The 25,128-nt window shown below is 52.5% G+C and carries 19 protein-coding genes; 9 read left to right on the plus strand and 10 right to left on the minus strand.

Annotated elements, in window-relative coordinates; genetic code table 11:
• Window position 1 precedes the first annotated feature (1 nt).
• From hisB to IXB28_RS01165, 4 genes are all read right to left on the minus strand, one after another.
• On the minus strand, window positions 2–616 hold the full coding sequence (hisB, locus tag IXB28_RS01150; RefSeq protein WP_215616703.1) for an imidazoleglycerol-phosphate dehydratase HisB: 615 nt from the start codon (window positions 614–616) through the stop codon (window positions 2–4).
• A 386-nt stretch (window positions 617–1,002) separates the two neighbouring features.
• On the minus strand, window positions 1,003–2,097 hold the full coding sequence (gene aroB / locus IXB28_RS01155) for a 3-dehydroquinate synthase (protein WP_215616704.1): 1,095 nt from the start codon (window positions 2,095–2,097) through the stop codon (window positions 1,003–1,005).
• A gap of 311 nt (window positions 2,098–2,408) precedes the next feature.
• Complete coding sequence (locus tag IXB28_RS01160; RefSeq protein ID WP_215616705.1) at window positions 2,409–2,852, minus strand: hypothetical protein; 444 nt, start codon at window positions 2,850–2,852, stop codon at window positions 2,409–2,411.
• A gap of 239 nt (window positions 2,853–3,091) precedes the next feature.
• On the minus strand, window positions 3,092–3,658 hold the full coding sequence (locus IXB28_RS01165) for a hypothetical protein (protein ID WP_215616706.1): 567 nt from the start codon (window positions 3,656–3,658) through the stop codon (window positions 3,092–3,094).
• Window positions 3,659–4,125: 467 nt separating this feature from the next.
• Between IXB28_RS01165 and IXB28_RS01170 the strand changes: the two genes are divergently transcribed.
• The gene (locus IXB28_RS01170) at window positions 4,126–5,280 is read left to right on the plus strand and encodes a histidine kinase (RefSeq protein ID WP_215616707.1); all 1,155 of its coding nucleotides are present in this window, start codon (window positions 4,126–4,128) and stop codon (window positions 5,278–5,280) included.
• Window positions 5,281–5,315: 35 nt separating this feature from the next.
• On the opposite strand, the gene IXB28_RS01175 is transcribed toward IXB28_RS01170, so the two are convergent.
• Window positions 5,316–5,984 carry a PspA/IM30 family protein gene (locus IXB28_RS01175; RefSeq protein WP_215616708.1) on the minus strand — a complete coding sequence of 223 codons (669 nt, stop codon included), beginning with the start codon at window positions 5,982–5,984 and terminating at the stop codon, window positions 5,316–5,318.
• 75 nt (window positions 5,985–6,059) lie between these two features.
• Window positions 6,060–7,388 carry a hypothetical protein gene (locus IXB28_RS01180; protein ID WP_215616709.1) on the minus strand — a complete coding sequence of 443 codons (1,329 nt, stop codon included), beginning with the start codon at window positions 7,386–7,388 and terminating at the stop codon, window positions 6,060–6,062.
• Between the two features lie 109 nt (window positions 7,389–7,497).
• Between IXB28_RS01180 and IXB28_RS01185 the strand changes: the two genes are divergently transcribed.
• The gene (locus IXB28_RS01185; RefSeq protein WP_215616710.1) at window positions 7,498–8,049 is read left to right on the plus strand and encodes a DciA family protein; all 552 of its coding nucleotides are present in this window, start codon (window positions 7,498–7,500) and stop codon (window positions 8,047–8,049) included.
• Window positions 8,050–8,379: 330 nt separating this feature from the next.
• Window positions 8,380–8,709: a hypothetical protein gene (locus IXB28_RS01190; protein WP_215616711.1), complete on the plus strand. Its 330-nt coding sequence runs from the start codon at window positions 8,380–8,382 to the stop codon at window positions 8,707–8,709.
• Between the two features lie 272 nt (window positions 8,710–8,981).
• On the opposite strand, the gene IXB28_RS01195 is transcribed toward IXB28_RS01190, so the two are convergent.
• Complete coding sequence (locus tag IXB28_RS01195) at window positions 8,982–9,323, minus strand: DUF4189 domain-containing protein (RefSeq protein WP_215616712.1); 342 nt, start codon at window positions 9,321–9,323, stop codon at window positions 8,982–8,984.
• A 297-nt stretch (window positions 9,324–9,620) separates the two neighbouring features.
• Window positions 9,621–10,634, minus strand: coding sequence for a hypothetical protein (locus tag IXB28_RS01200; protein WP_215616713.1), 1,014 nt, complete (start codon window positions 10,632–10,634; stop codon window positions 9,621–9,623).
• A gap of 630 nt (window positions 10,635–11,264) precedes the next feature.
• On the opposite strand from IXB28_RS01200, the gene IXB28_RS01205 reads away from it, so the two are divergent.
• On the plus strand, window positions 11,265–13,748 hold the full coding sequence (locus IXB28_RS01205; protein WP_215616714.1) for a tetratricopeptide repeat protein: 2,484 nt from the start codon (window positions 11,265–11,267) through the stop codon (window positions 13,746–13,748).
• A gap of 226 nt (window positions 13,749–13,974) precedes the next feature.
• Complete coding sequence (locus IXB28_RS01210) at window positions 13,975–15,855, plus strand: DUF4114 domain-containing protein (RefSeq protein ID WP_215616715.1); 1,881 nt, start codon at window positions 13,975–13,977, stop codon at window positions 15,853–15,855.
• 35 nt (window positions 15,856–15,890) lie between these two features.
• On the opposite strand, the gene IXB28_RS01215 is transcribed toward IXB28_RS01210, so the two are convergent.
• Window positions 15,891–16,229: a DUF4926 domain-containing protein gene (locus IXB28_RS01215; RefSeq protein WP_215616716.1), complete on the minus strand. Its 339-nt coding sequence runs from the start codon at window positions 16,227–16,229 to the stop codon at window positions 15,891–15,893.
• 471 nt (window positions 16,230–16,700) lie between these two features.
• Between IXB28_RS01215 and IXB28_RS01220 the strand changes: the two genes are divergently transcribed.
• Window positions 16,701–17,315 (plus strand): phycobiliprotein lyase, encoded by a 615-nt coding sequence (locus IXB28_RS01220; RefSeq protein WP_215616717.1) that lies wholly within the window; start codon window positions 16,701–16,703, stop codon window positions 17,313–17,315.
• Window positions 17,316–17,610: 295 nt separating this feature from the next.
• Here the strand turns inward: IXB28_RS01220 and IXB28_RS01225 are convergent, their stop codons facing one another.
• On the minus strand, window positions 17,611–20,301 hold the full coding sequence (locus IXB28_RS01225; RefSeq protein WP_215616718.1) for a M1 family metallopeptidase: 2,691 nt from the start codon (window positions 20,299–20,301) through the stop codon (window positions 17,611–17,613).
• A 227-nt stretch (window positions 20,302–20,528) separates the two neighbouring features.
• Here IXB28_RS01225 and IXB28_RS01230 point away from each other — a divergent pair, with 227 nt between their 5' ends.
• From IXB28_RS01230 to IXB28_RS01240, 3 genes are all read left to right on the plus strand, one after another.
• On the plus strand, window positions 20,529–21,476 hold the full coding sequence (locus IXB28_RS01230) for a class I SAM-dependent methyltransferase (protein ID WP_215616719.1): 948 nt from the start codon (window positions 20,529–20,531) through the stop codon (window positions 21,474–21,476).
• A 505-nt stretch (window positions 21,477–21,981) separates the two neighbouring features.
• Window positions 21,982–23,568, plus strand: a complete 1,587-nt coding sequence (locus IXB28_RS01235; RefSeq protein WP_215616720.1) for an NAD(P)H-quinone oxidoreductase subunit 4 — start codon at window positions 21,982–21,984, stop codon at window positions 23,566–23,568.
• Between the two features lie 191 nt (window positions 23,569–23,759).
• Window positions 23,760–25,121: an FtsW/RodA/SpoVE family cell cycle protein gene (locus IXB28_RS01240; protein WP_215616721.1), complete on the plus strand. Its 1,362-nt coding sequence runs from the start codon at window positions 23,760–23,762 to the stop codon at window positions 25,119–25,121.
• Window positions 25,122–25,128 lie beyond the last annotated feature (7 nt).

Raw genomic sequence — 25,128 nt, forward strand, 5'->3', positions numbered from 1 at the left:
ACTATACCTGGAGCACACCTTTGGAACTGGGAATGGCATTGGTGCGGCGCGGGTCGATTTCGGTGGCCATGCGCATGGCCCGGGCAAAGGCTTTGAACGTGGCTTCAATAATATGGTGGGAATTAATGCCGTCTAACTGACGAATGTGTAGGGTCATGAGGCTGTGGTGAACGACGGCCATGAAAAATTCGCGCACTAGCTGGGTGTCGTAGGTGCCAACGCGCTGGGTGGGAATGTCGAGGCCATAGGCGAGGTAGGGCCGACCGGAAAAGTCTAGGGACACTTGAATTAGGGATTCGTCGAGGGGGGCGACAAAGTGGCCAAAGCGGACGATGCCTTTGCGATTGCCGAGGGCTTGGTGTAGAGCCATACCTAGGGTGATGCCCACATCTTCGTTGGTGTGGTGATCGTCGATTTCGAGATCGCCGGTGGCTTGAATGTCGAGATCAAATAGGCCGTGGGAGGCGATTTGGTTGAGCATGTGGTCGAGGAAGGGGATGCCGGTGTTGGCGTTGCACTGGCCAGTGCCATCGACGTTGAGGGTGACGGTGACGTCGGTTTCTTTGGTGGTGCGGGTGACCGTGGCGGTGCGGGTGGGGAATTCGAGATTTTGCATGGTGTTTTGGGTAGGGCGATCTGGCTGCTCTGGATGAGAGTGTTTGGTTTGATTGTTTGGTTTGATTGTTTGGTTTTTGGCGGGGGAGATTGCTCAGGGCTTTCCTCCCTGAAACCCTCCTAATGTGGGGGCCTAACTCCCCCACGCCCCCCGAAAGAGCTTTCCTCCCTGAAACCCTCCTAATGTGGGGGCCTAACTCCCCCACGCCCCCCGAAAGAATAAAGGGGTGGTTGGGATGCTCTCAGCGGTTGCACTGAGTTACGGCTGGGGGATTACGCTGCGTAGCGAATGCGGAGCAGCGTAAACGAGTGGTTTGTTTTCGAGACTGGTTTTAGGCTTATTTTATCGGGGATAAAGGCTCTATCGCTTGCTCTATTTCTATCCTCCTAGAACATCTCCTCTAAGACGCTGCGGATAATGTCGTCGGTGACTTGGTCGGTGACGAAGGCTGCGCCGATGCGTTTGGGTAGGACGAAGCGGACTTTGCCGGCTTTTACTTTTTTGTCACTGCGGAGGGTGGGGAGGATGTCGTTGATGTTAAGGTTCTCGGGCAGTTTGGTGGGTAGGTTGGTTTTTTGAATGATGGCGAGCTGGCGGTCGGTGGCGGTTTGGGGCCAGAGGTCCATGGCGGTTGCGATCGCGCCTGCTGCTACCATGCCAATGCCCACAGCTTCACCATGGTTCACGAGCTTATAGCCCGTCAGGCTTTCTACCGCATGGCCAATGGTGTGGCCATAGTTCAAAATTGCGCGCAGACCGGCTTCTTTTTCATCCTGGCTGACAACATCGGCTTTTGCCTGGCAAGAATGCTTCAAAATATCGTGGAGTAGTGCCTGACCTACATAGCGCATTTGGTCTAAGCGCTGCGCTTGTTCCAATTGGTCAAACAAGTCTTCGTTCCAGATAATGCCATATTTAATCACTTCGGCCATACCGGCACGAAATTCACGACCGGGCAGCGTGGCCAGGACATTGGGGTCGATGAGCACCAAACTAGGCTGATGAAAGGCACCGATGAGATTTTTACCTTGGGGATGGTTGACCCCCGTTTTGCCACCCATGGAGGCGTCTACCATGGCGAGCAAAGAGGTGGGCACCTGCACAACGGCGATTCCCCGGAGCGAAGTGGCGGCGGCAAATCCTGTCATATCGCCGATCACACCTCCCCCCAGAGCCACCATGGTAGAACTGCGCTCCAGACGATTGGTAAACGCTACGTCATGGATCTTCTCGATTGATCGTAGGGTTTTATAGCGTTCTCCAGCGGGCAAAATGCATTGACACACATCAAAGCCAGCTGCTTTTAGGGACTCAATTGCGGTGTCGCCGTAGTGCTTGAAAATAACCGGATTAGACACCAGTAAAACTTTACCGCTTTTGCCAATGGCCGATAGCCAGGCCCCCAGATACTGCAACCCGTCGGTAGCGATTTTGATATCGTACTGGTTTTGGGGCAAGTCGACGGGGATAACGGTCTTCATGGAAGTGAGTCAAAATGTACTCAACTATCCTACTAGCCAATTCAGGGTGCCGCGTTCTCTGCCTTGGCAATAAATATGTTTACCCTCCAGTCTCAAGGGCCGTGTCAACGCTCAACATTGGGCTCAGTCCTGATGGTGGAGTAAAGGGTGACGCTTCGTTGAACCCTTTACTAGGGTGATCCTAGATCTGAGTTCTGCTATAGGTTGAGTTAGCGCTAGGGTAACCCAACGAAACTGTCTCTGGCATTGGGTTTCACATCGTTCTACCCATCCACACAATGGACTTTTGTCCGTCCGTCAGATGTGATTCCTTAGGCATCAAGGTCAGGATTAAACACTTTGAAAATTTGTCGGCAGCAAAGTTTGATCTTTTCGCCAGCATTGTCTTTGGGGGGGGCGACCCCCTCAAACTGCCAGTTATTAATCGTTGACAAGTGCCACTGCTCGCCCAGATGGTTAAACCCGACGACTTCAATGCCAATTAGCTTCACTATGTTGGTGTTGTCATGTTCGCTGGCCATCGTGTGCAAACGAATCTGCACTAGTAAGCTGCGACAGTTGAAGGAATAACTAAAGCCAGGAAAATGAAAGCCAATATCAATCGAGTCCGGATCGATGAGCTCTCGAGTGTCCGGGTCATTGGCCCAGGGTTTTAAGTCGGAGCGTAGGTCGGGTAACTGCCCTTTAAATGCTCCAACAGTGGCGGCAATTTTACTGGCGTATTCAATGCTAAGAGCTTGTTCTGCTGCGTTCACACCTACGATTCAGAGAGATACTGCAGGATCTTCACCATTGCCGGGGATCGGTAATGGTGGATTTTCATTTACTACGATAAAACAATGCCTTGGCAAATCGCCAAAGCATTGTTTTATCAGTTGAGCAATTTATGAATCCTACTAAGAAAATAAATTAGCCTGATCCGAGAAACTGTAGCTGATTGAACGAATCGTCTCAGAGGTTGTGACCCGTCGGTCGAACGAACACTGCCTGAATGCTAAATAGTTTGGCTGTATTGAGTCTGGCATGTGGACAGCATGCGCATGTCATTGTCACTAACGGCATCAATTTGGTGGAAACCCTCAATGGCAAACTGACTGCCGCCGGGGCCAGCGATGGCGGTGTCGTCCAGGTTTAGCATGTAGGGATAAACTTCCTGGGAGTAAGTTTCAGTGATGGCTAGGGACATCTGAGCATTTTGGACATCTCCCTCGAAGCAGTCAAAGGACGAATGGGGAGAGTAGAATGCTCCGACCACTTCTCCTGCCCGTGCTTCAAAAATCATGTAGGCCGTTTGCAACTGGTCTGGCAAAGGCTTTTCGCCAAAGAGATAAATACCGTTGGTCAATTGTCCCTGGGCGGTGGAGTTAGTTTGGGCTAGTAGAGGCTGAATGGCTAGGGGACCAGTCGCTGTTGCTCCAATTGTTTCTGCAACAGCGGCTTGGGTAATTAGTAACGTGGTTGCACCCAAACATAGGGCCCCAACTTTAGAAATGCAATCAATTAATTTTTGCGCTGTGCGCTGATGACCAATACGATTTTCAACAATGCCTAGAACTCCCATAACCACCGCGCCTCACTGCTTGATCGAAGGACCGCTAACGGATGACTGGTTACCATCAGAAACAATCTCTATTCTCCACTGTACGTGAGAAGTAAGCCTATGAACTGCTTTTGGATTGTTCCGTTATATCTCTTTAACGATGCCAGTTGTGTCCGTTAGACCACCCATAACTATAATTTCCTACAACCCCGAAGTATTTGATTTCGGATGGGAGGCTTTCGCAACTGGCATAGGCCTATAGTCGTAGTAATCTGCAGAATTCTTTGATTCAGTGACCGTCATCCAAGCTGGGAAAGATGTAGGCTAGGTAGATATTGGCGTTGTTATTTTTGGTATGATGCCATCCTTTCGTTTTATTGTATTAGCTGTTTTAAGGCTTACGTTAGTCCTTCTATCAGCAACGTCATTTAGTCAGGCACCCGGTCTTTGGAGATTTCTATTGCTGAGCAGGAGTCAAACGTTCACCCATGCCATCTCTTGAAGTGCCTCTGAAGCTATTGCTGTTTATTGATAAGCGGCCAAGTTCTGTTGAGCAAGTTCGTCAGATTCGTCAGCATGTTGAGGGCTTAGAAGGGGAAATTGATCCTGTTTTAGAGGTCGTTGACGTTAGTGAGCAGCCCTATTTGGCTGAGCATTTCAAGTTAGTCGTTACCCCTACGCTGATCAAGGTCTCGGCGGCTGGACGGCAAACATTGACTGGGAGCGATATTATCTCTCAGATTGATTATTGGTGGGCGCGTTGGCAGGCTGAAGCGACGGATGAAAATGCTGCGCGCAAGCAGCAGACCCTAGATGAGACGTCCATTGCTCAATCGACTGAAATTATTCATCTTTCGGACGAAATCTTTCGCCTGAAACAGTTGAATGCGGAAATTAATGCCAAGCTTGAGTTCAAGGATCGGATCATTGCAATGTTGGCCCATGATTTGCGCAATCCTTTGACGGCGGCATCCATTGCCATTGAGACCTTGGAAATGGGGTACGACCCATCCAAAGAGCGCCGCTCTCGCTTTCGGCCTGAGCTGACGGTGCAATTATTGCGGAATGCTAAAACTCAGATTCGGTCGATCGATCGGATGATTACGGATATTTTGCAGGCGGCCCACGGTCCCAGTGTGGATCTACATATTTTTCCTCGGGAATTAAATTTGGTAGAGCTGTGCCAAGAGGTGATGGAATCTATGCTGTCTAAGGTGAAAACTAAGGATCAGGTGCTGCACCTGGAGATTCCTCAGGATTTACCCCAGGTGCATGCGGATCCGAATCAAGTGCGTCGGGTCATTACGAACCTTTTGGACAATGCGGTGAAATACACCCCCACGGGGGGGGAGCTGATGATTACGGCGCTGCATCGGACCACCCAAAAGGTGCAGGTGAGTATTCAAGATACGGGGCCGGGCATCCCTGCGGATAAGCAAGCCCGAATTTTTGAGGAGAGTTTTCGCTTACAGCGAGATCAGTCCCAGGATGGATATGGGTTGGGGTTGGCCCTGTGTTTGCGCATTGTGAGAGCCCACTATGGGCAAATTTGGGTGGATTCTGCCCCGACGGCGGGCAGCACGTTTCACTTTACGTTGCCGGTGTATAAACAAAGCCATAGTCGCCAGCCGTGGCAGCCCTGATGGAGCCCTGGCAGCCCTGGCCAGAGGTTGTGGTTTTAGCCCTCCGGCAGTTGCATCCGCGCTTTTAGGGCGGCTAATTCCGTATCTACTGGGTTTTGGCCGGTCTCTAGGGCGGTAAACTTTTGTTCTAATGAATCTTGGCTAAGCTGGCTGAGCTCAGCGGCGGCGGCGGCTTCGGCCTCCATGGCTAGAATTTTTTCTTCTACCTGGCTAAATCGACCGCCATTTACCTGGGTCATCATTTCGTTTAGCTTTTGGCTGGCTTTGGCGGAGCGAGCCCTAGCAATGTACATGTCTTTTTGGGTTTGGGCCTGGGCCATTTTTGCTTCCAGGGTGCGCATATTGGCTTTGAGCTGTTGCACGCTGGTTTGCTGTTGCTGGAGCTGACTTTCTAGGGCGTTGGCGGTTTCGAGGTAGGTTTGACGACGGCCCAAGGCTTCGCGGGCTAGGGTCTCGTTTCCTTTGGCTAGGGCGTTTTGAGCGCGATTGTAAAATTCGCGGGCCTGGTTGTGGGCTTGGTCGTATTGGCGTTCGCTACGTTTTTGGGTTGCGATCGCAACCGCCACGGCCTGTCGGAGCTGCAGCAGGTTTTCCTGCATATCCGCTGTGGTTTGCTCTAGAACCTTTTCTGGATCTTCGGCTCCGTTGAGAGCCTCATTGAGGCTTGAACGCACTACCCGAAAGAACCGATTGACCAATCCCATAAATTTTCCAATTTCCGAGGCACAGCGACTGGGCTATCAATACGACGCCAGTCCTGTGTCTAGGATAGCAGGGGGTTATTCGTTCGTCGGACCAAAGAGCTCCACCGCTATGCCCTGCTGGTTGAGTGCGGCCACCTGGTCGGCGGCCTGGGCCTGATTATCAAACGCCGCTAACTGTATGCGGGCACCGGCATTGAAATTGCGCACAAAGGCATCGGGGACAAATTCCCGTGCTTTATTGAGGGATGCATCGCCTGTGTAGCTCGTAATCACATAGAAATTAGGACCGGCGGCGGCAGGCGTTGTTTCAGCAGCGGGGTCGCTGGCCGGGGTAGTTTCGCCAGTGGCAGCGGGTTCGCTAGGTGCGGCGGGGTCGCTGCTGGCAGGCGGCGCGGCTGGGGTGGTGCCTGCCGCCGCAGTTGGATTCGCCGTGTCGGTTTGGGGGGCCTGGGCGGGCGCTGGCACCGGCACATTGGGCCGATTGCCATCTACCTCAAGGGTGCTAAGACTTTCTAAATCCAGCTCCACAAACTCTCGTTGGGATAAGTCGGGACCGGGGGGCTTATAGCCATCCGGTGCGGTTTCAGCGGGGGTGGTTTCAGCTGAGGGTGTGTCCGAGGTTGCGTCCGAAGGGCCGTCGGTGGTTGCGGCTGGTTCCGTCGTATCCGGGGCAGTGCCACCGGGAAATAGCTGGGCTCTCAGCTTTTGGAGTTGGGAGGGATAGGTGATGGCAAACCCGACACCAACCCCGGCTAATAGCACTAACACCAGTCCGGCCAGCTTCAGCAGCCCGTTATTTTTCCGATTGGGAGAATAGGGTTCAGGAATAGAGTCCGGCTCGGCTTTTTCATCGTCAAGACTCTTTAGGAGTTCTTCCGAAGATTCTAAATAGCCATCGGGCGTATTGTCGGTTGTCTGAACGGGGAGGGCGGTCTCGTCGATGCCCACCTCGCCAGTGGCCGCTTCGCCAGTGGCCGCCTCGCCAGTGGCGCCTTCCGCAACACTTTCATCTATTTCTGACAGTTGGGCCTCCAGCAGTTCGTCCACATCCGGTAGTTCGATGTCCGGTGGGGCGGCGGTGGGGGGCTCTGTGCCAGCTTGCAAAAACGGATTGGGTGGCGGCGGCGGTGGCTTGGGCGGTTGATTCGCCGGCGGCACATTTACCGCCGAGTCGCTGGGGGCCGCCTTCACCGAAATTAGATCAATGGTTTGTCGTTGTTTTTTTCGACGTGGCGGTGGCGGTGGGTTGACCCGGCCATGGCGTTTACGCCGATAGCGGGTTAATTCATCCTCAAGATTGACATTAAGATTCTGCAGGGCCCGTTCTAGCTGCGGAGCAATGCTATGGTCTGGGTCTGACCCGGTGGAGGGAGAAACAGAGGAGTTGTCTTGGGAAGAAGCCATGGGGCACAGCTAAAATTAAACAAGTAGCGAGCAGCGGTGGACCACTGATAGACCATACGTTAGCACGTTAGTTGGGAGACGTCGTATTGGAGTTTCAAGGGGAGTGGCCATGGGGTTTTCTGGACTGCGATCGCTAATTACCGATATGGAAGCCAACCCGAGCTGGCAAGCCCGACGCCAGTTTCGCCAGGTCGGCAACTATTGGCCCAAAGCCGTGGGGTATGTGGTGGCGCGCCAAACCAAGCCCGTTAGCATTCAGCGCCATATTCTTTATGTCGATGTGGCCAATGCCTCCTGGGCCCAGACCCTCACCCTAGAGCGGCGGCGTATTTTGCATAAACTCAATCAGCTATTAGCAATGCCCCTAGATGACATTCGCTTTTCTAGTGCCCAGTGGCATAGCAAACCCCGACAGGCTCAACAGCCAGACAATGATTGGATCAGAACCCATCCCAGCTATGTGGGCAAGCTAGATACTGATGAAGCGTTAGAACAAGCCCCAGCAACAACTCCAGAAGAAGCCTATCGGGGGTGGGTTTCTATAAAAAAAGAACAACAAAAACATCAAGAATTATGTCCTGAATGTGAATGTTTTTGTCCATCTGGGGAACTCGCAAGGTGGGGCATGTGCGCCCCATGCATTGTTAAGAAATGGCAATAAAAATATATAAATAAAACAGACAAAAAGAAAGGTTCAAAATCTCTTGAAATTAAGTGATTTTCCTCAAATTGATGGCCTTTAATCCTGATAATTTTGCTTGAATGTATAGGCGGGATCGCCTGTTTAGTAATGATCCCCGATGTTTTTGAGAATATTGATTTGTTTAAATAGAATATGAAGAAAATATTAACGGGGATCGCTGCCTCGATTAACTTCTAATGCCTGTTGTATCAAGCTTTTAACATTTTTGAGATGTCAGAGATGGATGGAAACTCTCGGTCACAATGATCAAGGTAAAGGCTTTCGGTTACTCTCTCGTTAAAGACTTTTATGAGTATTAAAAAAAATGAAATGGCCAAGTGTGGCGCTTGCCGGTTTTATACTCCAGTTGGCCGTCGTGGTGGCGAGTGTTCGCAGTTGTCAGTGCCTGTGCAATCTGCCTGGAAAGGCTGTTGTTTATCGCGGTCACCGTTTCAATCTGTGTCTAAGTTAAATAATCCAGATAAGGTAGCTGCTACCTTATCGAAGGATGCGAGGGAAATGTTGGAGTCCTTGCCCGTTACGCCTAGGCCGTTTTTAGAGCCTGTTGCTCGTTTAGAGCCTGTTGCTCAGTTAGAGCCGATGGCTCAGGCTGAGTTGGTGGCCAAAGTTAATTCTTAGGCCGACGGAAAATTTTGTGTGGCTCGTCGTCAGTATTGTTTAGCTCCTTCCTTGGAAATAGCAACCTGGCCGATTGAGTCGTTCCCAGAATCAGACACTGCCGTTTCGGTGCATCACAGACGTTTGAGTTTTAGAAAATTAACTTTAAATCCCTAGGGCAGGTCCATACCTGCCCTTTGTTGTGGGTGTATTTGTGGGTGTATTTGTGGGTGTGCCCTATCCTCGCCATGCCTAGTTTGGGCAAAGATGCTGGCCCGATGGCAAGGGAGTATTTAGCGATTGCAGCCGTTGGCAATCAGTTCTCCCTGGTTGTCTAGGGCGCTTAACGCTTCTTGGTTAGCTTGTTCAAGGGTGGTGGCAACGCCCCAGGCCAGGCTTTGGTTATATTCGGCCACGGCCCCACAGCCACGGAAAGAAACGCGAATGGTGCAGTCGATATCGCCACAGCTGCGGAGGGCTTCTCGTTCGGCACTGTTCACAGATAGATAGTTGGTGGCTACGCCCCAGTCTCCCGATCGGGAGATGGCAATGGCCCCATAGCGCTGAGCTGCCTGGGCTTGCACGGTGAGGAAGGTGCTCAGCAGCAGCAGACTCAGGATAGTTGGTTTAAGCATAGATAGTTAAGAACAAAAGGAACAACTACGGCAGCTGTTTGTTAAAACAGTGGCGTTGCTGATCCTCGGGATGATTTTATCTGCAAGAGACCGGTCCATGACACATGTCACAGATCGGACCATTCCCTAAATCAGCAACGGCGAAACAGCTGCCTGGGCCTTGTTACGCAAGAACCTTCGAATACCTGTTGTTTTAACCAAATAGGTGGGGGTTAAAACGGAAAGCTGTGACAGATTTGCTATGTTGCACAGCCCTGCTATGCCATACATGGCATAGCAGGGCTGTGCGTTAGCTATTTAGGCAATATCCTCCGTTTGGTGGCTTTCGCTGGGGGACATTGTTTTTTCGGTCCTAGCCAGGAAGTCGGGGACAAGGACTTCGCTAAAACCGGCAATAAAGGCGATCGCAAAGTACAAATACTTGGACTGGGTATCGGCTTCGCTGGGGTTAAACCCAGATAAAATCACCACTTCCGATTCGATCAGTGCCACGGCCAGCAGCCCAAAGGCGGTGCCCACCACGGGCTTAAAAAAGCCAATGAAAAAGGGCAGCATCGATTGGGACCGATTTCGGTTTTCTAGCTTTCGCGATCGCAACATGACGCTAACAATACTACCCAGGCCCCCTGCCGCCAGAACGAGCTGAATATATTGCCATTCCTGGGAAGAAAATAGTTCTACCTGGGAGCCCTGGCTTTCGCCATCGTCAATGGCGGTGGAACCCGACGATTCCCCATCGATGACAATGCTGTTATTGGCGTCTGGTTCAACGGTTGTTTCCGCCACCGGCTGAGCCTGGCGAATGCCATGCTGATAGCCAATGTTGTACTGATTGGAGAGAAACATGCGGGCAGCGGTGGTGCTGCCAATCAGGACGGTAATGGTAATCGTAAACCAGGTCAGTCCCGAGATTAGCTGGGCGGCGGGGGACCCCGCTGCGCTCAAGACTGCCACTAAAGGATTGCGGTAGATGCTGATCTCTCGGGCAATGCGTTTACGAATATCTCGCGCTAGCGCCACCCGTTCGGCCATGGACATGGCCGGGGACTGATCGTCTTTCGGGGTGGCTTCTGTCGGTAACAATAAACTGACGGCCAATTGCATCATTGGCATCAGCATACGGTCGTTAGTAAGTTCTAGATGGGGGACTTGTTCCAGTAGTTTGCCTAGCTCGCGATAGGCCGATTTAGATAGATGCTCAGAGGCCAGTCCCTGTTCAATACGTTCAATAAGTTCTCGTGCATCTTGACGTATAACCAGGTCAATATCGTCTAGCAGGCCTGATGGTAGGCCCATTGTATGTGCAGCCATGATTGCGTGTGCATCCTGAGGGTGACAACGTGAGGGAAATAAGACGCCGCTGCGAAGAGGACACACCTGATTCCAATAGTGAATATGCCGTTGCTGATTTAGGGAATGAAACGATCTGTTAGGCTGATTCATTATTTGGATCCGCCAAATAGAATCATCCCGAGGATCAGTAACGCCGTAAATATATATAGATAGAAACTAGATAGCACCCAGCGGCAACATTTAGACCCTAGCTAGCCGTTCATGAGGACAGACTGAGAAGGGACCATTCTTCTGACCGGCACAGGGAAAAGAATGGTCTTGCGTTGTTTTTGTTGGTGTTGTTGTGGGCCAGTTGTAAAACTGTTACTTGATCTGCTATCCCATGGTTAAAATCAAGAACTGACAAGGGAAATGGATATCTATATAAGATAGAACTTTCTTCCTCAAAAAGAGTGACTTTAGTCACAAAATAACCCTTCAAGAGAGAATTTTAGGTGTAGGTGTGACGCAATTGCTAATGTAATACATGGCGATTGTGCCCCTAAGGGGGTGATCCTTGCAGAACGCTTAAGCTTGGATAGAATAAGTGCGGTTAATGGGTTGAGTCGCTAGAATTAGACCGAAGTTTTATTCATTTGCCCAGCGGCTATGGCAGTTCCAGACATCTACATTTCCCGCACCGTGGCCGAGCGGTTTTTAGAAGTGCTGGCTGCTTCGTTTGAGGCTCCGGCCAATCGTCCGGTGGTGTTCCATGGGTGGGGCTTGGGCGGTGTGGGTAAATCCACGGTGCTGGCCAAGGCAATGGAGGCCCACCGCAAGCGCTACCCCAATATTGAAACCATTGCTGAGGTGAAATTTGGCGATACGGCCAATGCCAATACGCCCCTGGGGGTGATGAAGGTGCTCTACGGCCAGTTGGCGGCCATGACCAATGAGGCTGAGGAAAACGAATTTTATCAGCTGGAGCAGCGCTACAACAGCACCCTGGAAACCCTCAAAACAGAAGCCGAAAGCGGCACTGGCCAGGCCGATGATAAACAAATCGATCAGCTAAAAAAGTTTAGTACCCTGGCGCTGCAAGGGATTTCCGCCATGGTGCCGGGGGGCAGTTTGGTGGGGGCTGGGCTATCGTTGGCCGCGCCCCACATTGGCGATGCGGCGGAACTCAGTGCCTCCATGTTGGATGAAGTGAAGGGCATCATCAGCCGCCATAGGGCTACTCGGGATGATCGGGAGCTGCAGGCCCTGATGCTTAACCCGCTATTGGAGCTAACCAAAGCCTTTGCCACATGTTTGCAAAGCAAAGCAGCGGCTCAGCCGGTTTTGCTGGTACTGGACTTTTATGAAAAAGTGCCCCCGGAAATAGACCAATGGCTTTGCAAGCTGCTGTTGGGGAATACGGAGTTGCAAAAGCACCCCATTCGCATTGTTACCGCTGGGCGCAAACAATTGCTCAATAAGGACCACTGGAGTGAGCGCAACCAGAATGATCGGGCGGTCTATGAACAGGAATTGGAACGGTTCGAGGATATTCAATCCAGGGAGTATTTGGCGGAAATTGGCATCACTGACGATGATCGCGTCAGGCGTATTATCTCAGCGACCAGGGGGCTGCCCTATTACCTAAACTGGGTGCGGGAGGAATATCGTCGGGGGGAGGAACCGGACTTTACCGAGGGGGTGCAGGCGGTTAAACAGCTTTTGCTGCGACAGTTTAGCCTCCATGAAATTCAGCTAGTGCAGATTGTTGCCTGCTGTCGGTCGTTTGATGGGGACCTAATCAAGACGTTGACCCGCTGCGAAGGGTTGGAGATTCCGCTGCAAGAGAAAGAGACGGCTAAGGGGCGGTTTCGTTGGCTATTGGACTTGCCCTTTACCCAGCGCACGACGGATGCCGGGTATCGGTTTGATGATGTGGCGCGGGATGTGTTGCGCCAGGCGTTTTATGAAGAGAGTCAACAACAGTTTCGCGCAACCCATCAAACCCTGGCGGACCACTATGGTGGACTGGCGGATGAAGAGGTGTGGGAAGATGCCCATATTTCTGAAAAGTATGACAGTGAAGACTGGCGAATCTATCAATCGGAAGCCCTGTACCATCAGCTTTTTGCCCAGCCCCAGCAGGCAGAGCTGCTGGTAATTTCTCGGCTGTTAGAGAGCATTTACCTGGGCCATTTAGAGCTGGTGCAGGCACCATTGCAGGCGGTTGCGGCGGAATATCAAGAAGATATGCATCCCCTAATCAAGAAGGGGCTACAAACCTCTTTGCAGCAGCTCAGTCCAATGGTGGAAAAGGGTTGGTGGCTAGGGTGGTCAGAGAATTTAGGGCAGCTAGTACAACAAACGGAAACGGCTATTAAAGCGTCCTTAGCTCTTTGCTGGAAGCGGACGGAGAAATTAAAGGGTCTGGCGAAGTTTGTTGCGTATTTTTATCAATCAAAATACGGTGCAGAGAGTTCAAGGGAGAGTTATTTATTGAAGGCACAGACTCAGAGTGATGAGATTGTTACAGTAGATGCGCCAGAGATGAGCTGTAATCTTCTTACTTTTGATTTAGGGCCTGCTTTACGAAGAATTGGCCGTTATGGGGATGCGATCGCTGCCTATGACGCCGCCTTAGCGATCAAACCGGACCTACACGACGCGCTCTATAACAAGGGCAATTCGTTGGCTAATCTGGGGCGCGATGAGGATGCGATCGCTGCCTATGACGCCGCCTTAGCGATCAAACCGGACAAACACGAAGCGCTCAATAACAAGGGCAATTCGTTGGCTAATCTGGGGCGCGATGAGGATGCGATCTCAGCCTATGACGCCGCCTTAGCGATAAAACCGGACGACCACGAAGCGCTCAATAACAAGGGCCTATCGTTGGCTAAGATGGGGCGCTATGGGGATGCGATCTCAGCCTATGACGCCGCCTTAGCGATCAAACCGGACGACCACGAAGCGCTCTATAACAAATCTTGCGCCTATGCCCTTTGGAACAAACCAGACGAATCCCTAAAATTTCTCCAAAAAGCGATTGAGCTTGCCCCTGAAGAATATATCGAACTGGCCAAAACCGACACCGATTTCGACGGTCTTCGCAACGACCCACGATTTCAGACCCTAATCGCCAGCCCACTGTAGGGTGCCGTTAGCGCTAGCGTAATGCACCGATATTGCTTGGCTTCGAATTATCCACACCATATCAATGCTTGTTTGTCTCAACAATAAATTGGGAATGCTGCTAGTGCCATAAAACTCTCCGGGAATCTACCCAACTTTTAGATTTCTCCTGAAACCTGTCATTTTGTCGGCAGGTTCAAGTAGATCTGCTAGTCAGCGGTTGCCGTCCTTTACCCATCCATTCTCCATGTTCCACAACAGCTTGGAAGCCTACCCGCCCCATGCCCTAGGCGATTTCAACCCTGTTGCCAATGCCTACCTTCAGGATGGTCCCATCGTTCCCAGCCAGGCGCTCACCACCCTTGAACCCAACCCAACTGTTAGCACCATAGAGGCCCAATTCGAGCTGCCCTGGCACCAGGCCCTACAGCTAATTGACCAGTTTCTAGAAACCGATACTGTCGATGATTTGCTGGGTGTGGGCGGTGATGATTACCTGCACCAGCTAGTCAATGGCAATACCGGTCCAGATATCCTGGTGGCACCCGATGGTTTAGCCGCTTACGGTGCCCACGGAGCCTATGCCGCCAGCCAGCAAACGATTTACCTGGCAGACTCTTTACTGCCACAACCTGGGGCACTGCTATCCGTACTTTTAGAAGAATTGGGTCACTGGGTAGACCATCAAGTAAATCCAACGGATACCGCCGGGGACGAAGGGGCCATGTTTGCCGCCCTGGTTCAAAGACAACCCCTCTCCCCTGCCCAGTGGGCCACGCTCCGCACGGAAAATGACCATGGCGAGCTATTTCCCGGTGGCCCAGCGGTGGAATTTGCCCAAGGTGGGTTTACCACCACCACTGGCACCGTTGACATTGAAGTGCTGTTCGATAGCGGCAAAGCTGCCGGAGAATTAGGTCTCTATAGCCTCACGGGCATGGAAGCCTTTACCCCTGGGTCCGCAGCCTATATCCAGGAGGCAATTCGTCGTGCCCTTAGCAATGGCACCGAGGGGGCTCAGGTTTTCTCGGATATTGCCCATGGGGCAAAACTCTCGGGAGAGCTAGGGGAAACCAACCACAATGGCGGCAGCTTTGTGGGCACGCAAACCGTCACCCTAGCCGCTGGAGATGAATTTGGGTTTATTCTTGCCGTCGATGGTGCTCTCCAAGCGGGTGGCCCCGTTTTGTTTTCGGTGGCGGCCGCCAACTCAGGTGGCCAAGAACAATTTGCTGAGATGGCCGACGGCGTTGTGGCCCTAGAGGATATTGCCCTCTCGCAACAGTCGGATGCTGACTTTAACGATCTGATTATTCAAGTCTCTGGGGCCAGTGGGGACCTCAGTGCGTTGTCCCAGGTAATTGACCCGATACAAACCTGGTTTGAGCTGCCCCTGGCCCAAACTATTTTGGCGGAGGCTGTTGTCAATGGTGTTTCAACATCAACAGGCCAGAACGTATTGACGCCTATTACCAGCGCCGTATCCGATACCGTGGCAAAATTTACGCCCGACGCCACTGAAGCCGATATCCAGGCCAGCGGTGCCCAGCAAATTACCCTAGGTAATCAGCGTATTTATATTGGCACCAACCAAGTCTCTAGCAATAACCAAAACCCTATCCTTGCTAGCTTTGGTAGCCAAACTTGGGTGGGCACCGACTATGAAATTACGGGCACCGATGGCCGTGGCCTTGGTTTAGCGTGGACTGGCACCGACCTCTACGCTGTGTTTACCGTCGATGGGACCCAGGGGAGCCCCAGCGAGGACTTTCGCCGTAAAAGCCAGGGGGCAACAACGGCCTGGTTGCGCAGCTATGGCCAAGGGGGTGGGGCCAAGGCCTCTGTGATTAGTCAGATTGATCCGGCGACAGGGGAGCTGGTGGCCGCCGCTTACCTGTCGGCCATTCTGAGCAGTGGCAACAGTAATACCTTGACGGTCCAAGATATGGGCACCAACGCTGACGGTAACCTGGTGGTGCAAGCCGAATCATTTTTCTCGCCCCGTCGTCCCGATGGCACCGCTATGACCCAGGTGGAGACCCAATTGGATTCTCCCTTTGCCTACACGATAGAACTGACGCCGGACCTAAAACGGGTGGTAAGCACCAGTGCCGTCGGCTGGATTTAAGCGCGTCTTTTATTTGCTCAACGCTCCACCAAGGCTCAGCTATTGGAAAAATGTATAAACAACCCAGAACCATCCACCTTATGGTGTTCCTTTTGGGTGAGAAATTCGGCAAAGTCTCGCACTTCGGCTAGGACATCTTCCGGCAAAGAATTTAGCATCTCCACCACCCGCGCTTGGATGGCCTCTCGTTCTAGCTGGATATCAAGCTTGGACAGGGTGAGCACCTGGGACGATTTACCCATGCCAGTTGTAAATTCAACCTCATAGCAGTCGCTATCTTGATAACACTGCACCACGGCGCCACGGCTGCCTTTCCTTAAGCCGTAGGTTTTTATATCACGGGTGAGCGTAACGATATCCAGCTCTTTAATCATCGGTTGAATAGTGGTACCTGTTGTGTCAAATGCTTGGCTCTTGGTGATGTTGGGCCTGCACCTAGGCCAATGACTGTAGGATGCCTAGCCAGTGTTCCCTGAATAATTTTCTGACCATATTCTCTCGTAAACGAATAGGAGAGCCTTTTGGTGATGCTGCTGACTGAATGGATGCATAAGCCCATGGGGCTTACCATTGGCCAATGGTTGATGCATAATCCAACCCAAGGAACAGCAACGCTCTCGCTATACTCCTTCCATGGCGATTGTTATTAACCCGATGCAATTGCTGTAGCTTTAATAATTCTTGTTCGATGTGAACCGTCGCCCTTGTGAGCCATCACCCTTTTGGCGTGGGCCGTTATTTGCTGAGTAAACCACTGTGGGGCAGGTCATCCATCCATGCCCGAAGTTCCCTAACGGTTTATTATTAATGGGAAGGAAAATATACGCAGCAACGTCCCTAACCCCATGGATGTAATGGAATTTTTCCAGCATAGTGCTGGACAATGGCAGTCTCAACGAACCACTCACCATCTACCCTTTCGACGGGCTGAGCTGGGGGGCTCTAATATTACCGTTGAGCCTCTGGATAAGGACAACGAAAAAATTATTGCCATTTGCAACCTCCATGAAATTGATCCAGCCTTGGCCGTGGGTGGTGCTTACGTGGCCTGGAATGGAGAAATGGCCTGGGACCGTGACGGTGAAGGTAACCATGAGGGCACAACGGTCTTTGCCCTGGTGCCCGATGATGATAATTCCCGTAAGGGGCGACTATTGCGGGAGCGCGGATATGCGGAAATTGTCCCCGTGGTGGGTCGCTACGAAATGGATGATGACGATGGCCTGGTGCTAGAAACCGAATATGACACCATGAGTTCGGTGGAGCGGTTCTGGTTTGTCACCCCGAATTTACGCATGCGCAGCAGCATTGTGAAACGCTTTGGTGGCCTAAGTACCGCATCGTTCTGTGCGGAAACCCGCTTTGTCGATGGTAAGGCCATTGAGGGCAAGCCCCTGGAAGAGGACGCTGCCATTGAAGCCTTTGAGCAATCGTCACAGCTGGCGGCCATGGGCTGGTAGGTCTATCCTGCTCTTAAATTGCGTATCAAAAGGGGGACATCCACATGGGAATGTCCCCCTTTTGATATCTGAGATCTTGCACCAGATCGGTTTTGAGCCTACAACCCACGTTAGGTTCAAAACCCAACGCTAATTGAGGGCTGTCCCCTAAAGGGACAAGATTCGCTTAATGGCCCTGTACTTGGACTTTTAGCGATCCTCTAACCCCTTTAGTGGGTTTTGATTCAATTAGCCTTGGAACTTTCGGTGGGCCGGGCATCATCACCAGGTACAAGATTTGAGATATCAGTTATTCCTAATCCTCGATCAGCCTTTCGCGCTTGGGTCTGGGGGGCTGTCGATCTTCAAATCGATAGTCTTTTTTTATTTGATTATCGGCCTCTGTCTTTGCCTTGGCTTTGGCTTCTAGGGTTTCCAAACGACTCTTCAGATCTTTATTGAGCTGTTTTACGTCATCTAGATCTTTGCGTAGTTCGTGCACCGCTTGATCTGAGCCGATGGCCCTACGCACTCGACCCATGGCCTCTTCGGCACGGCGTTTAACGCGTCCGTCGGGGCTTTGTTCTGCGAGGCCCTGTAATACGCGCACCGCCCCCGATACTTCCATTTGGCCTAGGGCGATAACCACAGCCACCTGGGTGAGGAAGAATTCTTCTCGGGCGATGGCGGCGAGGCGATCTAAAATGCGGTCTATGTTGATTTTGGTCTGTCCGGCGGCAATTTTGCCGAGGACCCGAATGGCATTGAGCCGCAGGGCTTGGGGAATGCCTAGTTCTGTGTAGGGTAGCAACAGGTCTAGGGCATCTGCCGAGGACTTGAACATACTTAGACCACTGATGGCACCGGAGCGCACCACTTCGTTCCAGCCCGCCCGCTCTTCTAAGACCATTTCTAGTAGGCTAAGGGTCTTTTTCTCTTTGTTTTTGCCATTGTCGAGGGTGCTAGAGCCAACTCTTCCGAGGGCTGTGGCCGCTGCACCTTCAACGTAGTAGCTTTTGTCTCCATTTCTGACAACAGATTTGAGGGCCTTGTAGCTTTCTGTTGTTTTGATGCTCCCTAGGGAATTGACGACCGCTCGGCGCACTTTGGGATGTTTGTCGTTGAGGCCTTTGATCAGGCCATCTACGGCTTGGGATAGCTGAATGGTGGCTAAGGCTTCGGCCACTTCGGCCCGTACGGCCCAGAAACTATCGTCTACCAGGGCGGTGCTTAGGGTTTCTACTGCGGCTAGGGTACCTTTCTTGGCAATGGCTTTAGCGGCATATAGCCTGGAAATGGGATCGGGGTCGTGCTTTAGCTGGGCTTGGAGCTCCTTGAGGGGATAGTCGAGTTTGACGGTTTTGAGGGTGTGGTTGCCCACATCGAAGCTGATAAAGTCGGGCTTGCGTCGTAGGGGGAAGTAAAATGCTTGCTGCCGTTCGTGGACTCTGACGGTAACGGTTTGGACATCGGCGGTATTGTTGTCTACGTAGCCGAAACCGATGGGAATTTTGAGGTCAAATAGGCCTTCTTGTACCTGGGATTTGCCGTCAGCGACCTGGGTCTGGGTGACGAGGAGTTTGACGAGATTGCTGTCGCTGTCCCAGCTATATTTGACGCTGTAGTCGGGGTGTCCACCGCGATAGACATATTGGTCAAAGAGATACCGCAGATTCTTGCCTGTGGCTTTGTCGATGGCGCGCAACACATCGACGCTTTCGACGGTGCTGTGGGCGTTATCTGTGAGCAGGGTTTGGAGAGTTTTGGTAAATAGGGAGTCGCCTAGGGCCTGGCGGATCATGTGGTAAACGCAGGAGCCTTTTTCGTAAATGTGGCGGTCGTATAGCTCGATCGGTTCCCGATAGATGTGGGTGACCAATGGCCGACGGTAGCGGCTGGCATCTTCTGCGAGATAGTCGCGGGCATGGTTGAGGTGGTAGTACATGGCCTCGTCGCGACCGTAGGCTTCTTCTAGCCACAGCACTTCGGAGTAGGTGGCCATGCCTTCTTTTACCCAGGCGTGGGACCAGTGATTGATGACGATGAGGTCGCCAAACCATTGGTGGGCTAGCTCGTGGGCCACTAGGGTTTCGGAGCGCAGGTTGTCGAGGGCCGCCCGTTTATCGAGTAAACACCGATCGGTGAGGAGGGTGGTGGTGGTGTTTTCCATGCCGCCGAAAATAAAGTCGGCGGGGCAGGCCTGGTCGTAGTTGGAAAAGGGATAGTCGTAGCCAAAGACCTGGCTGAACCGCTCCATCATTTGGGGCGTTTTGCCCATGGTGAGGTCGATTTGGTCTTTGCGACCTTTGGCCACATAGTAGCGTACGGGGCGGCCGCGCCAGTCGGTTTCGATGCTGTCGTACTCGCCGATGGCCAGGGTCATTAGGTAGCTGGGGTGGACCTTGTCTAGCTGCCAGTGGTAGGTTTTGGTTTTGCCTTGTTCTTCGGTGGAGATGAGTTCGCCGTTGGAGAGGGCAAAGTACTTTTTGGGCACCCGTACCCGCACTTCTGAGGTGGCGAGCTGACCGGGGTAGTCGAAACAGGGAAACCAGAAGCGAGAGTCTTCGTCTTCTCCCTGGGTCCAGACCTGGTAAGGCTTATCGGGATAATGGTCGTCGGGGGCGATGAAGTAGATGCCGCGCTGGGGTTCTTTGACGGCGTAGGTGATGACTAGGGTGATGGGTTGCCCGGCGGCGGTGGGTTTGCTGAGGTGAATGTGGAGTTGTTCTCCGTCGTAATCGAATTTTTGTTGCTGTTCTGCAATGGTGATGGAGGCAATTTTTAGGCTGACGGCATCGAGGGTGAGGCTATCTATGCCGTTGCGCACTGGGTTGAGGCGAATGGAGCAGGTGCCTTTGTAGCTTTTTTTGGGGATGTCGAAATCGAGGTCGAGGGCGATGTGCTCAACTTGGCCGGGGCGATCGGGGTTGTAGTGGGGGGAGGCGCCGGGTAGTTCGAAGGATTTGTGGCCGTTTTCATCGGCGTTGTAGTAGGCGGCGACGGACATAGATTTGGATGTGACTGTGGGGTAGTTTTGGGTATCTAGGGTAGCGTTTTCTAGACGAAATCGCTGCTTACCGTTGGGATACTTAATTGGCGGTGGCTTAGTATTTTGGGTGGCTGGTGATGGGGTTAGATAGGATCGCTTTTTTCTTTGATTTGGAGGGGGAATTTGGGGGCCTGGTGGGATGGGGTTTAGGCTGGATATAGCTGTGTTATGAATTCTGCTGTTTGATGAATAATGCGATCGCGACCCGGTCTATTACGGGCTTAATCAATCGAGCGTTGGCCATTAAGCCGTTGGCGAATTTTGCGAAGGATCGGGCCCGCAACATGATGATTAAGCGGGCGGAGTCCATTGGGGTGTATTGGCTGGATGAGGTGGCCAAGCTGAGGTCCCGGGGGGGGAATGGGGCGTTAAATCCGTTGTGGGAACAGGAACGGGCGGCGATTTGCGATCGCACCCTCACCTATCCCGACTATTACCTCACAAGTTTCCACGCTTACGAAGAAGGCAACCTGGGCTGGGAGCCTGCCCTAGAAGCGACGGTGGCCGCTAAAGCCGTGCACGCTCGCCTGTGGCCCGAAGGGGATGCCCGTGGGGATGTGCGGTTGCGCCAAAGCTACCTCGATGCCTTAGCAGAGCGGCTGCCCACGGCCCCCGAGTCGATTGTGGATCTAGGCTGTAGTACTGGGCTGAGCACCTGTGCTTTGCAATCGGCCTATCCCCATGCCCACATTACGGGCGTAGAGCTATCCGACTATTTTTTGACCGTGGCCCAATATCAAACCCGGGCCTCGGCGGCGGCACCCCAGTGGCGCCATGCAGCGGCTGAGCAAACTGGCCTGTCCGGGCAATCCGTCGATTTAGTGTCGGCCTCTCTTTTATTCCATGAGTTGCCTACATCGGCGGCCCTAGATGTTATTCGCGAAGCCCATCGACTGCTGAAACCGGGCGGTCATTTTGCCATCATGGAAATGAACCCCCAGTCGGAGGTGTACAAAAAACTACCGGCCTACGTGCTGACGCTGCTGAAAAGCACAGAGCCCTATCTCGACCAGTACTTTTCCCTGGATTTACACCAGGCCCTTATGGACGCAGGCTTTAACCAACCTAGCCAACAGATCAATACCTCTCGCCACCGGGTGGTGATTGCCCAGAAAACTGGGGCGGCTAGCTAATGGTCTGGGTAAAAGAGCTAAGAACTGGCGATTAAATAACTTCTAATTTTGCCGGACTTCGACTCCGCTTTTGCCGGACTTCGACTCCGCTCAGTCCTCTGTGGCTAGCGGTGACAATTATGGATTTAATTGATTGCGTTTTCCTAAGTAGAAGAACGCAACGCTGTTGTCGCATTTCTGCGTTTAATGTCCGCTCAATTCTTGATGTTCTCTTAATGATTCCAAGCCTAAATAATTCCCCGGTTAACAACAACTATCTGAACCCCCCTCACCTTTATTAACCACTTGTAACGATCCCATTACACACTTTTAAGAAATCCAGCAGATACTAGGGGATCAATATTTTTATTCATACAGTGGTTAATTAAGGCCTGACGGTTGTTGAGATTCTTGTCAGCAACGACGCCACAGCCGATCTTCTACCCCATCGACCCTGCTTGTAAGCGGGCTCTGGGCGGTGGGATGGATGCAATAAAACCTGGCCTCTTGCCTGACCTCTTGTTATATGGACTTCGCAACATTTCCTTGGTTAACCACCATTATTTTGCTGCCCATTGTGGCGGCGTTGCTTTTGCCGTTGATCCCCGATACGGATGGCAAAACCATACGCTGGTATTCCCTGATCGTTGGGCTGATTGATTTCGCCCTGATTGTCTTTGCATTTGTTAATTACTACGATCCCACGAGTTCTGGCATGCAGCTGGTGGAAAGCTACAGCTGGGTGCCAGCGTTAGACCTGAACTGGTCCGTAGGCGTAGATGGCCTTTCCATGCCGCTGGTATTGCTGACGGGCTTTATCACCACCTTGGCCACCTTGGCCTCTTGGCCGGTCACGCTGAAGCCAAAGCTGTTCTACTTTTTGCTGCTGTCCATGTACGGCGCCCAAATTGCGGTGTTTGCTGTGCAGGATATGCTGCTGTTCTTCTTGGTGTGGGAGCTGGAGCTAATTCCGGTTTACCTGCTGCTGTCCATTTGGGGCGGCAAGCGCCGGCTATATGCGGCCACTAAGTTTATTCTCTACACCGCTGGCGGTTCCCTATTTATTTTGGTGGCGGCCCTGGCCATGGCGTTCTATGGCGACACCATCACCTTTGATATGCAGGCGCTGATGGCCAAGGAGTTTCCGGTGCGGCTGCAGCTGTGGTTGTACACCGCATTCCTGGTGGCCTATGCGGTGAAACTGCCCATCTTCCCCTTGCACACCTGGCTGCCCGACGCCCATGGCGAGGCGACGGCTCCGGTGCACATGTTGCTGGCGGGCATTTTGCTAAAAATGGGTGGCTACGCTTTGATCCGCATGAATGTGGAGATGCTGCCCGATGCCCATGCCATTGTCTCCCCTGGTTTGATTCTCTTTGGGGTGATCAACATTATCTATGCGGCGCTCACGTCGTTTGCCCAGCGCAACCTAAAACGAAAGATTGCCTATTCGTCCATTTCCCACATGGGATTTGTGATTATTGGTATTGCCTCGTTTACTAACCTGGGTATGAGCGGCGCGGTGCTGCAGATGGTCTCCCACGGATTGATTGGGGCTAGCCTGTTCTTCTTGGTGGGGGCCACCTACGACCGCACCCACACCCTGATCCTGCCGGAAATGGGCGGTGTGGGCACCAAGATGCCGAAGATTTTTGCCATGTTCACCGCCTGCTCCATGGCCTCCCTGGCGCTGCCGGGTATGAGTGGGTTTGTGGCGGAGTTAATGGTGTTTGTGGGCTTTGCCAACAGCGATGCCTATAGCTTTAACTTCAAGCTGGTGATGATTTTGCTGATGGCGGTGGGGGTGATTTTGACGCCCATCTATCTGTTGTCGATGCTGCGGGAAATCTTCTTTGGTCCTGAAAATAAGGAGCTGACGGATGAGCAGGTGCTGATCGATGCGGAGCCCCGGGAAGTGTTTATCGTGGCTTGCCTGTTGGTGCCCATCATTGGGTTTGGTCTATATCCGAAGCTGCTAACCCAGGTGTACGACGCCAAGACCATGCAGATTAGCGAGTCGTTGCGGACGGAACTGTTTGCGATCGCAGATAGCCAACCCCCTCTCCCCATCGGCACCATCCCAACCACTAAAGCCCCCGCCATTGGTCGGTAGAGCCGTTGCCTGTAGGGGATAGCCATGCCATCTCCTACGCCATGGGGTTTGCGGGGCCTGCCCTTTGGCGGTGCCATAGCGGCCCTTTGTAAAAATATCCTCTACTACTTCCACCGATCTTTACAAGGTTACCCTTGACAAGATCGGTGGTTTTCTTTATCTCTTAAGCACTCCTATATAGCAATCGTCCCTTGAATTTGAATCGCTTTGCCGGTGTCATTAACTTTTTTTCAGTGCGGGATTGGGCGCTGGAAGCCAGACTACTGCGATGGTTAACCATGCTGTGGATATTCATCGGCCTCGTGGTGCTGTTTTCTGCGTCCTATCCGGTGGCAGATGCTGAAATCGGTGATGGCGCCCGTTACTTTAAGGTTCAAATTCTTTGGGTTTTGGTCGGTCTGGGCATATCGCGCTGGGTGACCCGAAATCCGCTGCGGTATGTGATGCAGCTATCTGGGCTGGGCCTATTTGTTTGCTTGGGCTTAATTTTAGCCACCCATATTCCAGGGTTGGGGGTGACGGTGAATGGCGCCACCCGCTGGTTGCCCCTGGGCCCGTTTTTGATCCAACCGTCGGAGCTACTGAAACCATTCCTCGTGTTGCAAAGTGCGCGGTTGTTTGGCCGCTGGCATCGATTTAAACCCGGCGGCCGCTGGCTATGGCTGGGGGTGTTTACCCTCTGTCTGTTAGCTATTTTGCTGCAGCCCAACCTCAGTACCACGGCGGTGTGTGGCATTACCCTCTGGCTGATTGCCTGGGCCTCGGGGCGACCCTATCGACATTTGTTGATGACCGCTGGGGGCGGTTTGCTGGCGGCATTGCTGAGCGTCAGCATCAAAACCTATCAGCGGGAGCGCATCATTTCGTTTTTAGATCCCTGGTCCCAGGCCAGTGACAACGGCTATCAGCTCGTGCAAAGTTTATACGCCATTGGCTCTGGGGGCTTCTGGGGGACGGGCTTTGGCATGGGCCAGCAGAAGCTGGGCTATCTGCCCATTCAATACACCGATTTTATTTTTTCGGTCTATGCCGAAGAATTTGGTTTTATTGGCGCGGTGATGCTGCTGCTGTTTTTGGCCGTTTTTAGCACCGTGGCGTTGCTGGTGGCGCTGAAGGCAAAATCTTCGGTGAATCGGCTGATTGCCATTGGCTGTATGGTGCTGCTGGTGGGGCAGTCCCTGATTAACATTGGGGTGGCCACCGGGTCCTTGCCGACGACGGGGTTACCCTTTCCGATGATGAGCTACGGCGGCAGCTCCATGATGTCTAGCATGTTGGTGGCCGGGTTGCTGATCCGGGTGGCCCGCGAGGCCCATGAAGCGGATATTGTTTCCATGACCGAACAGCCCATTCGCCCCAGGCGCTATCGTCCGGGGGGCCGTCGCCGTCGCCATGGCCAGCCGACACCTAAGCCAGAAGAGGCGAAGCCCAGTGGGGATAAAAAACGGATTTTTCGCCGTCGCCCGCCCAGCCAGATTCAGCCGGAGGAGTTGGCGGAGCCGAAATTGAGCCCGGTGGCTAATCGCAGGCGGAAACGCACTCGAAGTCTTTAACCTATGG

This window comes from Leptothoe kymatousa TAU-MAC 1615 (assembly GCF_018739865.1).
GTDB classification, from domain to species: domain Bacteria; phylum Cyanobacteriota; class Cyanobacteriia; order Phormidesmidales; family Phormidesmidaceae; genus Leptothoe; species Leptothoe kymatousa.

Excerpts from the sequence above, each read along its gene's own strand:
- hisB (WP_215616703.1), bottom strand. The coding sequence starts at position 616 with ATGCAAAATCTCGAATTCCCCACCCGCACCGCCACGGTCACCCGCACC.
- aroB (WP_215616704.1), bottom strand. The coding sequence starts at position 2,097 with ATGAAGACCGTTATCCCCGTCGACTTGCCCCAAAACCAGTACGATATC.
- IXB28_RS01165 (WP_215616706.1), bottom strand. The coding sequence starts at position 3,658 with ATGGGAGTTCTAGGCATTGTTGAAAATCGTATTGGTCATCAGCGCACA.
- IXB28_RS01170 (WP_215616707.1), top strand. The coding sequence starts at position 4,126 with ATGCCATCTCTTGAAGTGCCTCTGAAGCTATTGCTGTTTATTGATAAG.
- IXB28_RS01175 (WP_215616708.1), bottom strand. The coding sequence starts at position 5,984 with ATGGGATTGGTCAATCGGTTCTTTCGGGTAGTGCGTTCAAGCCTCAAT.
- IXB28_RS01180 (WP_215616709.1), bottom strand. The coding sequence starts at position 7,388 with ATGGCTTCTTCCCAAGACAACTCCTCTGTTTCTCCCTCCACCGGGTCA.
- IXB28_RS01185 (WP_215616710.1), top strand. The coding sequence starts at position 7,498 with ATGGGGTTTTCTGGACTGCGATCGCTAATTACCGATATGGAAGCCAAC.
- IXB28_RS01190 (WP_215616711.1), top strand. The coding sequence starts at position 8,380 with ATGAGTATTAAAAAAAATGAAATGGCCAAGTGTGGCGCTTGCCGGTTT.
- IXB28_RS01195 (WP_215616712.1), bottom strand. The coding sequence starts at position 9,323 with ATGCTTAAACCAACTATCCTGAGTCTGCTGCTGCTGAGCACCTTCCTC.
- IXB28_RS01200 (WP_215616713.1), bottom strand. The coding sequence starts at position 10,634 with ATGGCTGCACATACAATGGGCCTACCATCAGGCCTGCTAGACGATATT.
- IXB28_RS01205 (WP_215616714.1), top strand. The coding sequence starts at position 11,265 with ATGGCAGTTCCAGACATCTACATTTCCCGCACCGTGGCCGAGCGGTTT.
- IXB28_RS01210 (WP_215616715.1), top strand. The coding sequence starts at position 13,975 with ATGTTCCACAACAGCTTGGAAGCCTACCCGCCCCATGCCCTAGGCGAT.
- IXB28_RS01215 (WP_215616716.1), bottom strand. The coding sequence starts at position 16,229 with ATGATTAAAGAGCTGGATATCGTTACGCTCACCCGTGATATAAAAACC.
- IXB28_RS01220 (WP_215616717.1), top strand. The coding sequence starts at position 16,701 with ATGGATGTAATGGAATTTTTCCAGCATAGTGCTGGACAATGGCAGTCT.
- IXB28_RS01225 (WP_215616718.1), bottom strand. The coding sequence starts at position 20,301 with ATGTCCGTCGCCGCCTACTACAACGCCGATGAAAACGGCCACAAATCC.
- IXB28_RS01230 (WP_215616719.1), top strand. The coding sequence starts at position 20,529 with ATGAATAATGCGATCGCGACCCGGTCTATTACGGGCTTAATCAATCGA.
- IXB28_RS01235 (WP_215616720.1), top strand. The coding sequence starts at position 21,982 with ATGGACTTCGCAACATTTCCTTGGTTAACCACCATTATTTTGCTGCCC.